This window comes from Bremerella sp. TYQ1, from assembly GCF_020150455.1.
In the GTDB taxonomy this organism is placed as follows: domain Bacteria; phylum Planctomycetota; class Planctomycetia; order Pirellulales; family Pirellulaceae; genus Bremerella; species Bremerella volcania_A.
On the sequence record NZ_CP083740.1, the window covers coordinates 4,439,197 to 4,454,947 of the forward strand.

A 15,751-nucleotide genomic window follows, 5' to 3' on the forward strand; every position below is an offset into this window, starting at 1 on the left:
CTCTTTTCGTGAATTCAGCAAATGTTGCGTTTGCCGGGAATTAGAAGGCCGGAGCTTCTTCAAATTCGGCATTGGCACCGGCGGCATTCTGAGCGGCAACCCCAGCACCGATGGCTTTGATGACACCTTCCTGCAGCATCAGGCGAACACGCAGGTAACGTTCCTGAATGTTAACAGTCATCAGGAACTTGTCGCTTCCGCCGGTAAGGGCATCGGCTGCAGCGTCAACGCCAGGGACCGGCTGCGGGCTGTTCTTCTGAATCATCTGCAAGATTGGCAATGCGGCAATGTGCATTTCCATCAGTTCGACTTTGGCGTCGGTACCAGCGATCGATGCGTCGATAGCCTTCTTCAGGCGGGCCATCGCATCGTTACCACCAGCCATGTAGACGCTCTTTTCACCGATGCCCAGGATGAACTCAGGCGAATCGCCGAGGATTTCCTTCGCTTCTGGAGGTGCGTCATCCATTGGGATCTGCATCACGTGCAGACGGATGGCTTGATAGGTGTCGGCGTCCCACTTCACAGGAGGCACGCCTTCGTCGGCGGCCAGCTTGACCATTTCCTTGAAGCCATCTTCCACTCGTCGACCGTCGGCAACGTGAGCGGCAGCCAGGAAGGTTGCTTTGTTGTCGGCCAGGTCAACCATCATGGCACCATCCAGTGAGCCAGTTCGAGCCGTTTCGATCAGTGTATCGATGGCCAGGTCGATGACCTTCTTGGCCGACTCAAGGTCTTCACCTTCTAGTTCGCCTTCCGATTCCAACTGGCGAATGCCTTGGTCGCGAAGGTCGTTCATTTGCTTTTCCATTCGAGCGACGTCGACTTCGGAAAGCTTTTCGGTGATCTGAAGATTAACGGCAGCATCTTTACTGCTGAAGCCTGCGAACTCGGTCGACAGGTCAGAGTTCAAAGCGATCGTCTTGGCAATTTCGCTGCCTTCGGTTGCAGTATAGGCCAAGTCGAGGTAGGTGCCTTGCTGGGCGGCGTCGACGTTCCAGCCGATCGTCATGTCGTCCAGCTCGGTGAACATGCGCTCCATCTCAGCCATTTGGCCGGCGAGCTGTTCCTTACGAGCTTCAAATTCTTCGTTCGTTTCGTCGGGCTCTTGTTCCAGCGAAAGCTCGATACCGGTCTTCATTTGTTCCATGAAAACGTTGCGGTAGATCTCTGGAATGTTGCCAGGGAACAACTTCAATGCGAGGTCGTATTCAACGGGCAGGTTCTTCAGCATGGCGGTTGGATCAGCGGCAGGATTAGCCAGCTTCTCTTGATCCATGGCCAGCACAGCCCAATCGCCGACATGTTTGACGAAGATCGGCATCTGGCTTGGAGTGAACATCTTGACGTCACCACCGACATCTTGTGGCGGGCCGATCTGTTCGGTCGCGGTCGTGACCAGCTTGTCGAAGTCGCTTACAGGAATGTAAGCCGTGGGAGCGAACTCTTGACCGTTGGTCATGACGATGACGCCAATCGGACGAGCCTTATCGACCCCTGCGGTGAACGGAGCCGACATCAATGCGGCCATTCGACCAGCATCGGTTTGGCCTGCGGCATCGGCCAGGTATTGGACGTCAGCCAAAACCTTTTTCACGGGAGCGACCGAAATCACGGCGACCGGCTTCGATTCGGCCTCCTGAGCATGAAGTGCGACCATTGGCATGGCGGCAAGCAACAAGCCTGCTACTGCCAGTCGACAACGTTGAATCAAACTGTTCACTGCATCCGTCTCCTGAGAGGTGATATTCAATTGGAACGTGTTCCCCTGCCAACCGTACGCAAGAGAAATCGGTTGGTTGCCCGACCTTGGGGGGACTTTCCCAAATGTACCGCAGACCGAGGGCATGTTAAAGCCACGGTACGTGGAGGGGTGTCGGCGCGCAAGGATTCCACCAGAACCTACCCCGCTAATTACGACTTAGTTTCACGGTAGCCGAGAAAGTTTCATTTCCCGGCAGTAAATCGGAGTCGTTCAGATGGCACGATCGCCGAGACGATCGAGTTGCCGGAAGCGAAAGGCGTGTCATCCCCCACGCCAGGGAAGCGATCGCGCAAGTCAATGGGCGCAATCATCTAATCCTGGGGGCAACGGGCGAGTCAGCAGAAGGCTTCTCGCAGCGCGGATATTAGCGCTCTCGAAAGACAATTCGTCCCTTGGTCATATCGTAGGGGGACAGTTCCACTCGAACGCGGTCGCCGGGAACAATACGAATAAAGTGCTTACGCATCTTGCCAGCCACGTGGGCCATAACCGTCGGGCCGACGTCCAACTGGACGCGGAATCGTGTATTGGCCAGTGCTTGCGTCACTGTGCCTTCTACTTCGAGAGCCTCTTCTTTCTTAGACATAACACTCCTTGGGGTTGTTACCATATCAGTGGTGCGCGGGGACAATGTCAATCATCCCAGCATTAGTATATCGGGAAGCCCACCGAAAGCAAACGCAGATTACGTGCCGAGTTCCGCGAATTCGAGGCCAAAATCGCGTCTCGGAATTACCAGTTCAGAAAGGGCAAATCGGCTTGAAAACCATTCTGCCCGTTTCGCCCAGAGGAGGATCTCCCCAGGCTGGTACGCATGTCAGCTTGCCGCGGGAGTGTCCGATTTCTCTGTCGGGGCGTAATCGTACATGCGGTAGGTCTTCGATTTCTTTGCTCCACCTCGTTCCAGCGACGCTCGCGAGAGGTGGTTACTTTCCAAGACCCAAGAGAACTCAACCTCTTGCACGCCCCACTTGCGAATATCGGGAACAAGCCGTTCCAGAATCACCAAGCCAATGCCCCAACGCTGATACTCAGGAACAACGTTGGTGGAAATCAAACGCATGTTTTTGATCGCCTTCTTATTCCACAGAAGGCGCATGAATCCGAACGGGAAAAGCTTCCCGTCGATCTTCTTGATCCGCGGATTATAGTCCAGCATACCGAACATCGATCCGATCACTTTTCCATCGACTTCACACACCGAGGTCAGCTCGGGAACGAGCAAGTGTTTTAAGTCGGCGGCCATCTTGTCGACTTCCGATTTATCGATCGGAACAAAACCCCACGTGCCGACGAGCGACTTGTTGTAGTTGTCGAGGAACGTGTAAACGTCCTCTTTGAACCGTTTGCGATCCATACGACGCAGCTTCAAGTTGAAGCGGCTCTTCGCTTCGTCGACGATAAACTTCAGCTTCGGGTCCAACCCTTCCAGCATGTTGATATGTCCCCAAAATGCGAACATATCTTGGGTTTTTTCATATCCATAGTCCGTAATAAGCTTGTCGTAATACGGGGGGTTATAGGTCATCATGAATGCAGGCGGCGAATCAAAACCCTCAATTAGGGTGCCTACTTCATGATTGAGTGAAGGATTGGCCGGGCCGCGCATTTTGAAGATGCCTTGATCGGCAAACCACTTTTTGGCGGCATCGAACAGTGCACCACTAACTTCGGTGTCGTCTATCGATTCAAAGAAACCCCAGAATCCTCGCTGCTCTTCATACCGTTCATTGTGCCCCACGTTGACGATCGCAGCGATGCGTCCGACCACCTGTCCTGCTCGACGAGCAAGAAAGCACTGAACCCGATTTCGCGCATAGAAGGGATGTGGCACAAAATTGACCAGTTCCTTCAGATTCTGCCGTAATGGCGGTATCCAATTGGGATCGTCTTTATATAACTCCCATGGAAACTCAACGAACTCGTTTTGCTGCGAACGCGTAGTGACTAGTTCAGTAGTGATCGAGGACATTCGTCTCCGCTTTGGGCAAGGTGAGTGACGATCAGTTCATGGCCATGTGAGTCCGCCGAGCCATCATCGCAACCGTGTTCAGGCAGCGGGGCGAAAACATCGTCAACAATACTCCGATGACGCAGGACTCGCAAACCCAGCATTGCTAGCGACGAGGGCCCCCAAAATGCCTTGTGGACGGGGCAATATGAAAAAGATATGAAATTTTCGTGATCGGACTGTTGGAACTGCCGAAATTTGCAATAATCTTATTTTCGTATGAATAAACCGATAGAGTACACACCTTCTGTCTATCTCGCTCGTTAATCGACAGGGAAAGTGCCGAACTCTTGTTTCTAGATACATAACGAAATGAAGTCGGTCGCGCTTGCGTGACCGACATCGGCCCCACAGGCTCTGCCCCGTCTGTGGGGTTTTTTATGCGCTGTCCCCAGCCATGCCCATTTCGACCGGCGTTACTTTCGCACCATCGGTCAACGAAGCCTCAGGCGAGATCAGAACTTGCTCACCTGATTGGATTCCTTTCAGAACCTCGACACTTAGATCGTTCATCAAGCCAAGCGTGATGTTTCTTCGCTCCAGTCGATTGCCGACCGCAACGTATGCTTGCCAATTGCCGGCAACGTCTCGGAAGATCGCCGAACGCGGGATTACAAGTGCCTGCGGTTTCTCTTCGGTGTAGATGCGGACTTGAACGCGATAATCGACGCCGAGTCCATGTTCTTCCAGAATCGAAGCGATTTGGGTGGAATCAAATCGTAAGATCACCAGCACGCGTTGCTGTTCGACACCAAGCGAACTCACCTTCGTGAACCCGGCTGGGTAGACCCGCTGTACTTTCATCGGGATCCCCTGCCCTGCTTCGTTGCCGAGCGACGGTCCATAAATCTCAGCGCGATCGCCGGGCTTGATGCGTGTTGCGTCCTGGCTCAAGATTTCTGCTTCGACTTCCAACTGCGAAAGCTGACCGATCTCCAGCAATGTTGTGCCCGCGGCAACTTGCTGTTCGCTGGTCAGCTCCTTGGCAAGCACAATTCCATTCACGGGGCTCTTCATCGTCGAACGTTCCATCCGAAGCTCGGCGGTTCGCAGTCGAGCCTCTGCTTCCGCTTTCTGCTGCTGCAGCACGGCGACCGATAAATCTTTACGATCGATGTACTGAGTAACCATATTCGGCAACAGCTTAGTTGCCGCGTCGATTGAAAGAATGGCCTGATAGGTCAACGCGTCGGTTTGATATTCCGTTTCACTTTCGACTTTCTGAAGTTGAGCACGGTCCAGATCATCTTCTGTCTTCGCTCCCTTTTCGATCAACTGCTGCACACGCTGCAGAAATGTGGTCGCGTACTCAAAGCGAGATCGACTCGCATTCATTTGCGTCTTGGCCGAGGCGACCGTGTTGACCATCGACTCAACAAAGTAGTCGGCTTGCTGCTTGGTGGTGCGTTCGACCGTTTTATCGCCGGTCTCGCGGATTGAAGCGTCGAGCTGCTCGACGGCGGCTTTCGCTTCGGCATAGTTGGCTTCCACGTCTTCCTGCACAATCTTCGCGACCACTTCTCCTTGGGTCACCTCGTCCCCTTCTTCCAAGGTGATCTCGCCCAGCCGAGCATCGAACGGCATCGAGATCACGTACGTACGCGGCAGGCGAGTCTTGCCTTGTTCGTCGACATATTCCTGAATCGGCTGATCGGTCGCGGTGATCACATCCACCTTCGGCCCGCCAGACTGCATGAAGTAGACCAGCCCGCCAACGACAGCAATCGCACCGACGATTATGGCAATAGTTTTGTACATGGGGTTATCCTTTCGCTTGTCTTCCGGCCGACAAGCGGGGCCGGTTATTCGCGAACTTTGAGCGATTCGAGCCAGTTCATCTGATGGATGCGCCATTGCACGACAGCATGGGCCAGCAGCGTAAATGTCAGCGCCGTGATAAACGCGCTGAGGTAAATCCACGGAGCGGTTACGATCGGAAAGCGAACCAGGTCTTGATCGATCATCTTGGTCATCAATTGAATCAGCACGTAGCCGACCGGCAAGCCAAGCAATGCTCCAATCAAATTCAACACCAGGCTTTCACGCAGGAAAAGCAGTCCCACTTCCCACCGCGTATAACCCATCGCACCCATCGTGGCGACTTCGCGTTGTCGCTCGGAAAGATTCACGAGCGACGCATTTAACACGTTGCCGAAGAAGATCGTTCCTGCGAAGACAACAATCATTCCAATCGCAACGTTTTGGTTTTGGATGATCGTCTCACGCATGTTCTTGATCAGTTCTAACCGCGAGTTGATCGCTTCCATCGCCGGCATCTGTTTGAGCGTGCGATAGAGTTGTCGCTGCGATTCTTCCGTTTGATTGATCTTTAACTGAGCACCGCTCATGGCGAAGGACTCGTCACGGATGCGGCACAAGTACTCTAAGTCAGCATAGACGTTCAGGCCAAACTGGCTTTCGCTGATTTTTGCGAGCGGAACTTGCAGCGGATCGCGGCGACCACTCTTGGGACGAACTTCGACTAGATCTCCCACGCTCAAATGCAAATGATCAGCAAGACGACGTTCCATCACCAAGCCGACCGCAGGGATCGTGATGCGGCGGTTTTCGCTGTCGGTTGGCACTGTTAGCTGCGCGTTGTTGAGGATTCCTTGAATCGATCCTTGCCGCTGATACGGTCCATTGACGAAGTCGCAAGCCACGCTGAAAAGTGGCTCCGCGCGATCCACGCCGGGGAGATGCGAAAGATCGTACCAGGCCTGACGATCGAGCGCGTCCTTAAACGTTAAATCAATATCGCTGCGGTTTCGCAGTTCGAACTCGTCCCGTATGAAGTACTCGGTCGCTTCCATCATCATCAGCCCGCTCACTAAGATTCCAGCGCCGACGGTTGCTGCGAACAGTGCGATGGCGGTACGCGTGCGGTGCCGAATCATCGAACGCAGCGTGACCCGCCAGCCAGGAGAAAGCTGGTTCCACAGCAGCGTGAATCGTTCCAGCAAGACGCGACCACCTTGGGCTGGCGGCTCTGGACGCATTGCTTCCGCTGGCCGCAAGAGCAGCATTTGCCGGGCCCCGTAAACACTGCCGAGCATCGCACAAACGATACTGACGCTCCAGCCAATCATATGGGTTTGCGGATAGAAGTTGTTTCTCAAATCTGGGAACTGAAAGAACTGTTGATACTGCGATAGCATTCCTAGCGTGACCAACGTTCCCAAACCACTTGCTAAGATGCCGGCGATCAGTCCAACCGCGCCTCCGAATTTCAGGAAGTGAACAAAGATGGTGGCATCGCCATAGCCAAGTGCTTTAAGGGTTCCGACCGTGGTTCGCTGCTGCTTGGCGAGCCGTGTCATCAGTACGTTTAAGATCAACGCTGCAACCACCAAAAACATCGTCGGCAGAAAGCTCGACATGTTACTCAGCTGGTTGATCTCGTTGCTGACGAAGTAGTTTGACGTGAAGTCTTTCAGTAGCGTTGCCGAGATGAAGCCTGACGATTCCAGCTTTCGTTCGGCCAGATCGAGAATCGCTTCTCGTTCGTTTTCGACATCTGGAGCGAAGTGCCCAACGACTTGATTGGCGGCACCTTCAAAATCGAACAGCTCTTCCATTTGCTTCCGCGGCAAATAAAACACGCCGAAGTTTTCCGGGTCAGGCGTTAAACTGCCAGGGCCAATCAAGTAGGTAAACTCCGCACTGATCGCCGTGCCGACGATCAGGAATTCTTCGCGTCGATTGTTCAGCAGCAGATGGAGTTTTTGGCCAGGATGAAGACGATTCGCTTCAGCAAATTTGTCGTTGACGATCACTTCGGCTTCGCCACGATCGGAAAAGTAATCGCCACGAATCATTACAATGTCGTTGGTGACCGGTTGCTTTCGATCCGGCATCGAGATGACGGTGCCGTTAAGAGGACGCATCCGCTGATCGAGATCGACCGTCACGGGAAACTGAATGCGTTGCCGCCAGTTGCGAATGCCGGAGAGATGGTTCAGCACTTCCAGTTCGGCGAGCGGGGCTTTCTTCAAGTCGATCCAAAAGTCGGCCATGCGGCATTGGCGATAGTACCGATCCTTGGCGGCGCGCATGTTGTAAAACGTCGACTGCATACCGATCAGCAACGCCGATCCAAGCATCATGATGCTGATGATCGCGATCAACAAACCACGAGCCGCAACCAGGTCTCGCAGCAGCTTGCGGTTGAGGATGTTCACCACACCACCTCCGAAGGCGGCAACGGTTGGGCGTTCTCTTCGACTTTGACAATCTCGCCACTGCGAAGGTGAATGACGCGGTGCGCAACGTCCGCAAGAGCGTTGTTGTGGGTGATGATCAGGATGGTTGTTCCAAGGTCGCGGTTGAACTCGAGCAGCAGTTCCAATGCACTGATTCCGGTCTCGAAATCGAGGGCGCCAGTCGGTTCGTCGCACAAAAGGAGCTTGGGGTTTTTGACGACGGCTCGTGCGATGGCCACGCGTTGTTGTTCGCCGCCGGAAAGCTGCGACGGGAAGTGATCCATCCGCTCGGCCAGCCCTACTTTCGCAAGCATCTCTTGTGCATCGAGCGGTTGGTCGGCAAGCTCGGCCGCGGACAGAACGTTCTCTAGGGCGGTCAAGTTCGGGACGAGATTGTAGAACTGAAAAACGAACCCGACATGCTTGCGGCGGTACTTCGTCAGAGCACTGGACGAGACCGTGGCAAGATCGATTCCGTCGAACATCACACTGCCGCGGTTGGGCTGATCGAGACCGCCGATGAGGTTCAAAATGGTCGACTTGCCGGAGCCGCTCGGGCCAACCATCGCCAGCACTTCGCCATCGTAGACGTCGAGCGTAAGGTCTTTGAGGACTTCGACTTTCACTTCGCCCATGGTGAACGTTCGCTCGACGTTGCGAACCTTCAAGACCTCGGTTTTTTCGGCTGACGTGGACGGGCTCATGCCACTGTGGGGGACTGTGGTTTTCGAGATCGGCAAGCAAGCCACGTGGCCGGCCGCCAGACAATAAAGCATAGCCTACGAACAGACATTCCATCATAGTCGAAGGTTCTCCTGCAATCCGCCAGGGCCCCAGAAAAGGACCCACAAATCGCAAAAGCGGCGGTACGATTTCCGCCACTGGCGCACCACGTGCGCATACGTAGGAGCCGTTTTAGGAAAGAACTGTTCAGCTGTCTAAGAATACTTTAGAAGCACCCTTGGGTGCGCCGTCTGATAGACTTTATCAGGCGATCGGTCTTCCCTTAATTCACCCGATATCAGCCTGCCAAAACGCGCAGACTTCGTGAAGAAATGTGTAGAAATGTTGTACACTTGGTCAATACTTCGTTAGAATGATCGCGTTGTTGCGTTAACCAAGTGTGATCCGACGGACTGGCCGAAAATCGTGGATGAATCTTTTCCGTTATCGCCGCCAAATCCGCATAGACAAAAACGGGCCGTTCGGGCAAATTTCTACCAAAAAATCTTCGATCAGTTCGCCGAAGAGCCTTCTTGTTACTGACATTGTCATCATCAATGTCCTCGCGCAGCCTCCGCAGTGGTCGGCGATGCGAAAGGAGTGATGTCATTCATGCGTCGGTCGTTTCGGATGCGACCGGTTTCATGGGAATCTCGACCAGCGACCATCCCCAGCAGCGAAGGACGTAGTCGAGTGGGAAGAGGATCGCGGCGCAGATTAGCTGGAAGATCGGAACTGTCATGAGCGCGTTTTGCATGGATTCGCTGCCATCCTGCCACAGAACCCAAAGAGAAACAATTGCGGTGAGAGTGCCCATTGCAAACAGCATTCCCACAAATCGCCATTGCAATAACGAATGTTTTCGTAGCAATAAAGAAACGGTGGGCGGGATGATAAACGCTGCTAACGTAAGCGAAACCAGAAAGCTGCCCTCAAAGGGACCAACCACATTGTGTCGATAAAAGAGCGGTAGGTAAGTTTCAAAGAGGGCCGGGACAAGCAGACATAGTCCTATGCATGTCGTGATTGCTTGCGAAGTGTTCATGCCGAATGATCGTCTGAAGTCTCTTACGGCGAGAGCAATCAACGCGTCGATGATGGCGGTTAGTCCTGCGGTGCTAAGAATGGAGCAACCAAGCAAGTCTTGCTGGAAGCCAGCCGGTTCCCATCCTATCGTGATCGTCATTAAACGCGTATAGACAAAGAATAGAAACGCAACGATAGCCATCCGCAGTCCTGCCCAGCCGGATCCTACGCCTAGCCAAACTGCCAGCGGAACAAAGAGGGCCATGCTAGGTACAAACGCCCATTCGTTGCTGTCATATTTCATTCGTATGACCACGAACGCCAGCCAAGCCCCGACCCAGATATGAGCCGCAATGCTTGACTTCGACAACAACGCCGGGCGCGGGACGATCGGCACCATGGCGACGGCCGCTTCTTGTTCGCGAGACTCGGCGGCGGGAGACTGGAATGGGTTGGGTTGCGACAACAGATGTGGCTCCTGCAAGTCTTCGTCAGGTCGTGGCGTCCGTCTCTTCCATTTCGGTCGAGACCTTCTTCATGGGAATCTCGACCAGCGAGGTTCCCCAGCAGCGAAGGACGTAGTCGACTGGGAAGAAGATTGCGGGGCAGATTAGCTGAACGATCAGAACTGTCAGCATAGTCGGTATTACGGAGTTCGCTCCTACGATCAGCAAGTCGCAAACGCACGCGATTCCCGTAAGGCTTCCCATGGCGATCAGCATGCCGACGAGTCTCCAGCGGAGCAGTGCGTGCTTACGCATCAATAGACTGACCGCAGGTCCCAGCGTGACGACGGCCATCGAAATAGCGGTAACAAAATAGGTTTCGGGAAACTCGATCTGCTCGAGCCGAATAATGGAAGAGACAAATTTTTCTAGCAGCACAGCCACCAAGAGGCATACGCCGAAAGCAGCGATGATCGCTTGGGCCGCCGTCATGCTCAGCGCTCGCGCGGCGTCCTTCGCAATGATTGCCACCAGCGCATCGGCGAAAGCAACCGCCAGCGCGGAGACAATAATGCTGAGACCGAGAACGTTCTGATCGTGACCGTAGGTATCCCAGTCGAAGAACAGCCCCATCAATCGCGAGAAGACAAAAAAGAGTATCGCGGTGACGATCATCCGGATGCCGGCCCAGCCACCCCCGGCCCCCAGCCAAACGGCAACCGGAAGAAACAGAAGTAGCCCCGTCACGTAAAGGGTTGGACCGTCGTTGTAGATCGTGCGATACGCAATGAACACCAACCAGGCTCCAACCCAGACATGGGCCGCAATGCCGGCGGTCGATAACAAAGTCGGCCGCGGGACGATTGGCTTGGTCGAGACGTTTGCCTGTGGGTCGCCTGTTTCGGTTGCGGCGGGCGATTGAAAGGGATTGGCTTCGTTCAACGCATCGTCCTAGTTGGATGGATCCTTGGTCGGTGGCACTAGTGGATTAACGGTCGAGCATGGGGCAGGCGTAGGAAATCTACCACGATTTTGTCAGCAAATCGCCCCACCCCCCGCGAGTACAAGATAGGGTTTCAATGTGCCCGTTCGCTAGCGAAGACAGTTTGATGTCTAGCGGAAAATGGGCCCTTTTTCGAGACTCTTCAGATTGGAACCGCAACCATGCCCCGCCCCGAGTGTGACTTGCCTGGCGTATCGGACACCCTTGCCTGGGAACTGCCGCCGACCATCTATCAGCATATTCAACAGCACATTAACCCAGAACAATTTGGCCTGACCGAAGGGGGTTCGGCGCTGCCGGACGACTGGGCCATTCAGCAGCGCGATGGCCACCGCTGGGTGCCGGGCGCGTTCGATAGTATGTTGCAGCATGCGCCTGCCGAAGTGATCGGCGAAGTGAATGAAGAGCTTGTCCAATTGATTCTGGACGACGTCATGCTCGGAATGCCTGGCCGCCGCGAACGTCTTTACGAAATGGTTCGCAACGATAAAGTGGCCGGCACGCTGAACGAGTTGGTGCAAATGGTCGGCGACGCGACGATGCCGGAAGATGACACGCTGTTTGAACTGGCCATGTGGTTGGCCACCGAGTCGCGCGATCGAGAACCAGTTAAGCTGGGCTTGGGACTGCTTAGCTTGTTCCCTCATAAGCCGATCGAAGAGGTTGTGCTCGTACTTGGGCGGCACGACGAATTCACGCGAACGTGCGATCTTACGATGCAGCACTGGGATGTTGCGCGGCGAACCGAGGTTATTCGTCAGCTGCTGCCGCACCTTTCTGGCTGGGGACTACAAGCGTTGGTACAGCGTGTCGCTGGGACCGAGAACCGTGAAATCCAGCAGTGGATGATTCAAGACGGTGGGCGACGTTCCGGGTTCTTACGGCAGTACATGGCTCATACGTTGGCCACGACAGGCAACTTGCGCGACGCGCTGCTTTCCAGCGAAGTCGACACAGAAGTGCTGCGATCGGCCGGGTACATCTTGTCCGCGCTGATTGAAATCGAACGAGGCACGCGAGGCAAAGAGCATCGCATTTTGCTAGGCATTCACGACTATGCCGACGGCCCTGTCGTGATGCAGCGATTTATGTTTCATATGCAGAAGCATGCCAGCACGGTGTTCGATTTGAACTTCGTCGGTTCGGTGCTCGGTTTTCTGGAAGATAGCGAAGCAGACTGGATGCTGCGGGAAGACTTGGGCTGGAACGATTCGCTGGTGGCGGAACTTCGCACCGCGGCCGATGAACTTCTGGAACGGCCGATGTGGGAGGGTATCGTTCGGCAAGGGTTGGCCAACGACGATGACGATACGTACGTCTACGCGGTCAGCGCGGTGAACTTGCTTCAGTTGGCGGAAGCGGCGGTCGACATGAATCGTTATCAGCAGATCAACTTGCGTCGTGCTTCGATGATGATCGGCAGCAACGACGAGCTGGTCGACGAAGCGCAGCAGTACTTCGAGAAGGTCAAAGATCTGGCTCGCCTGGCCAATACGCCTCGGGTCGATACGCCGATGCGAAGCCCGAACGGGTATCGTTATGAAGTACCGTTTCGCCCGGAAGACTTTCAGCGCTATCCCGATCAGGCCGAGGCAATGATCGCGTTTCTGATGGATCGACCGGTAGCTCAGATGCGGAAGCGAGCCTTAGAGATGCTCGAGATCTGGGGCGAAGCGAACTGGCCGGAATCGATCCAGCAACTGCTTGTTGCCGCGGAGTTCGCCGAGAAGGATCCGCAGCTGAAACAGATGATGGAGAACTTGAACAACGGTCGCCTACTGAACGACTGACCTGCGTTTGATGCTTGCTGTCCCAGGGTGGTACGCGCTGTACCATCCTGGGAAATGGGGCGTTTATCTTCGCGGCTCGGCACCATGCAGCGTGCGGACGAAGAAGTCTTTGGTGCGTCGCATTCCGTATCGTCCGCTGCCGATGCCATGCCCGGCGCCGGGAACGACGAGCAAGTCGAAATCTTTATCGGCTTTGATCAACGCGTTCACGACTTGCATGGTGCTGGCAGGATCGACGTTGGTGTCCATCTCGCCAACGATCAGGAAAAGATTGCCACGCAGTTTGTGGGCGTGGGTCACGTTCGAGTTCTGAGCGTACGACTCGTCAACCGGCCAGCCCATCCATTGTTCGTTCCACCAGATTTTATCCATCCGATTGTCATGGCAACCACAGTCGGCAACGGCGGCGTCGTAAAAGTCGCCATGCTGCAGCAGTGCCGAAAGGGCATTCTGTCCACCGGCCGAACCACCATAGATACCGACGCGGCTGAGATCCATCGCGGGGAATTTCTCCGCCGCGGCGTTCATCCAAGCAATACGATCCGGGAAGCCGCCGTCGGCCAGGTTCTTCCAGCAGACATCATGAAACGCACGACTGCGGTAATTGGTTCCCATGCCATCGATCTGCACAACGATGAATCCTAACTCGGCCATCTCGCGCCGAGCGCTGTGCGATTGAAAGCTCTTCGGAACGAACGCTCCGTGCGGGCCGGCATAAATGTATTCGATCACCGGGTACTTCTTAGCGGGATCGTAGTTAGTCGGAAAGTAGATCACCCCGTAGATGTCGGTTTCGCCGTCACGTCCTTTGGCAACAAACGGCTCGGTCATCTTCCAGCCGGTTTCCAGCAGTGAAGTCGCATCGGCACGTTCGAGCTCGCACACCAACGATCCATCTTCGGCGCTTCGCAGCGTGTGGACTTTCGGCAGATCGACTCGGCTGTAACGATCGATCAGATAGCGACCGTCTGGCGAGTATTCGATCGAATGCGTACCGTCTCCTTCGGTCAGCATGACGAGATCAGAGCCATCGAAGTTAACGCGGCAATGGTGTAGGAAGTAAGGATCTTGCCCAGCAGCGATGCCTCCGGCCGTGAACCAGATTTGCCGTTTCTCGGGATCGACTTTCTCGACTTCGCGCACAACCCACTCGCCTTGCGTGATTGGGTTTTTCACGTCGCCTGTCTTTGTGTCGATGAGATACAAGTGATTCCAACCGCTGCGCTCGGACATCCAGATAAGCTCGTCGGTGCCTGGCTGCGGCTCGTAATAAACTTTGTTGGTGTAATCAATGAACGTCTCGCTCGTTTCGTCAACGATCGTACGAACCGTACCGTCACGCGTGATAGCCAACAGTCGCAGTGCCTGGTGCCCTCGCTGGTTGTACAGAAAACGGAACTCGCTGCTATCGTCTTGCCAGGCTTCTTCGCTGACGGCGTACGGGTTCTCGAACAAGCTCCGGTCGAGCGTAATCTCTTCCATCGTTTCCAAGTCGAACAGCCGCGGCCAGGTTTGGCGGATCTTGTCGCCAGGCTTGTCGTAGCGGAAGGTGTGCACTTTGGGCTGCAGTTGATCTTCCGGCGACGACTCGACGAACGTTACCTCGCGCCCCTGCCCTGGCGTTACTTCCATGACGATCAAACGCTTGGAATCGGCCGACCAGCGGAAGCGGCCGTCGAGGAACTTCTCGGCGGTGCCGTCGGTCGTTAAACGAATCGTTTCATCCGATCCCTCTTTGCGGACGACCAGGTTGTGGTTTTCGATCGAAGCGGTCCACTGCTTATCCGGCGAGGTATTTCGCGAACGCGAGGGTTCACGATCGCGCCCACGTCGGCGACGGCGGGGCATGTCGCGGGCATTCTTGCCGTCGACTTTCAGCAGGCTAATCGGGTCGGTCGCTTCATAAACGGCAAGCAATTGGCCCCGGCGATTCAGGACCATCCAGACATGCCCGGCAAAGGTACGTTGTTGTGCTTCCTGATTGGCTTGGATGTCTTCGTAATGTTTCGGCCGACCGTCGCGATCGATCCAGAACAGGCGAATCATTTCAGGCAAAACGTTCATCACTTTCAGTTGAACTTCGCCCCCTTTGTCTGCCGACGGATAGGGCTTTCGCTGGCTGGCATCGTTCACCATTTGATCGGCCGTGGGATCGTCGATCTTCGTCAGTTCAGATTTATGGCGATCGAACTGAAAGAGCTGACCCTGCACTTCGAACGTAATCGCGGCAAGATCTTCAGCAAAGCGGATTGCTTGAAACGGCAGTTTGCCGGCAGTGAAGTTCTCAGAAAGCTGCTCGCTAAGTTGCCGGGCCAGCTCGGCATGATCGAACGCCACGTCCCGTTTCCCCTGCACGGCGTCGACAAGCACGAACTCGTGTTGGCCAGGGCCGGTCTTTACGCGGTACCAAAGCTGATCGCCACTGGGCAGCCACTGCGGCACGACTTCATCGCGAAAGACTTTCCCGGCCGTCATTCGTCCCAGTTGATCCATCCGCTGATAGTCGGCCGCGGTTCCCTGGGCGAAGAGCGAAGAAGCCGAGACGAACAACAACGTGCAAACCGAAAGAAAGCGAAGCGGCAACATAAGCAAGTTCTGGCTAGAAAGTTCAGGTGGGGGCTTTCGGGGGTAAGTCCATGATAGATCCAATCCGAACCACGGCAACAGGAATCTTGAGCATCGGGATGGCCTGATTTACGTTCCAGCAAATTTTCGAGTTCGCGCTGGAATTTGCGCACAGAGTCAGCCATGCTGGGGGCACTTTCCTGGAACTATGGGGGCGAAC

10 protein-coding genes are annotated in these 15,751 nt (G+C 54.9%); 1 reads left to right on the forward strand and 9 read right to left on the reverse strand.

What is annotated here, in order from left to right; translation table 11 throughout:
* Positions 1–40 precede the first annotated feature (40 nt).
* The 8 genes from LA756_RS17855 to LA756_RS17890 form a co-directional block, all read right to left on the reverse strand.
* The gene (locus tag LA756_RS17855; RefSeq protein WP_224436083.1) at positions 41–1,723 is read right to left on the reverse strand and encodes a hypothetical protein; all 1,683 of its coding nucleotides are present in this window, start codon (positions 1,721–1,723) and stop codon (positions 41–43) included.
* 406 nt (positions 1,724–2,129) lie between these two features.
* On the reverse strand, positions 2,130–2,351 hold the full coding sequence (gene infA / locus LA756_RS17860; RefSeq protein ID WP_105331308.1) for a translation initiation factor IF-1: 222 nt from the start codon (positions 2,349–2,351) through the stop codon (positions 2,130–2,132).
* Between the two features lie 231 nt (positions 2,352–2,582).
* A complete protein-coding gene (locus LA756_RS17865; protein WP_224436084.1) occupies positions 2,583–3,737 on the reverse strand; it encodes an N-acetyltransferase in 1,155 nt (384 codons plus the stop codon).
* A 417-nt stretch (positions 3,738–4,154) separates the two neighbouring features.
* On the reverse strand, positions 4,155–5,534 hold the full coding sequence (locus tag LA756_RS17870) for an efflux RND transporter periplasmic adaptor subunit (protein WP_224436085.1): 1,380 nt from the start codon (positions 5,532–5,534) through the stop codon (positions 4,155–4,157).
* Between the two features lie 44 nt (positions 5,535–5,578).
* Positions 5,579–7,957, reverse strand: a complete 2,379-nt coding sequence (locus LA756_RS17875) for an ABC transporter permease (protein ID WP_224436086.1) — start codon at positions 7,955–7,957, stop codon at positions 5,579–5,581.
* Positions 7,954–8,646, reverse strand: a complete 693-nt coding sequence (locus LA756_RS17880) for an ABC transporter ATP-binding protein (RefSeq protein WP_224436087.1) — start codon at positions 8,644–8,646, stop codon at positions 7,954–7,956. Before LA756_RS17880 ends, LA756_RS17875 begins: the two co-directional genes overlap by 4 nt.
* A 665-nt stretch (positions 8,647–9,311) precedes the next feature.
* The gene (locus LA756_RS17885; RefSeq protein ID WP_224436088.1) at positions 9,312–10,193 is read right to left on the reverse strand and encodes a hypothetical protein; all 882 of its coding nucleotides are present in this window, start codon (positions 10,191–10,193) and stop codon (positions 9,312–9,314) included.
* Positions 10,194–10,218: 25 nt separating this feature from the next.
* The gene (locus tag LA756_RS17890) at positions 10,219–11,115 is read right to left on the reverse strand and encodes a hypothetical protein (protein WP_224436089.1); all 897 of its coding nucleotides are present in this window, start codon (positions 11,113–11,115) and stop codon (positions 10,219–10,221) included.
* A gap of 222 nt (positions 11,116–11,337) precedes the next feature.
* On the opposite strand from LA756_RS17890, the gene LA756_RS17895 reads away from it, so the two are divergent.
* Positions 11,338–12,966 (forward strand): hypothetical protein, encoded by a 1,629-nt coding sequence (locus LA756_RS17895; protein WP_224436090.1) that lies wholly within the window; start codon positions 11,338–11,340, stop codon positions 12,964–12,966.
* Between the two features lie 63 nt (positions 12,967–13,029).
* On the opposite strand, the gene LA756_RS17900 is transcribed toward LA756_RS17895, so the two are convergent.
* The gene (locus tag LA756_RS17900; RefSeq protein ID WP_224436091.1) at positions 13,030–15,552 is read right to left on the reverse strand and encodes a prolyl oligopeptidase family serine peptidase; all 2,523 of its coding nucleotides are present in this window, start codon (positions 15,550–15,552) and stop codon (positions 13,030–13,032) included.
* Between the last annotated feature and the right edge of the window lie 199 nt (positions 15,553–15,751).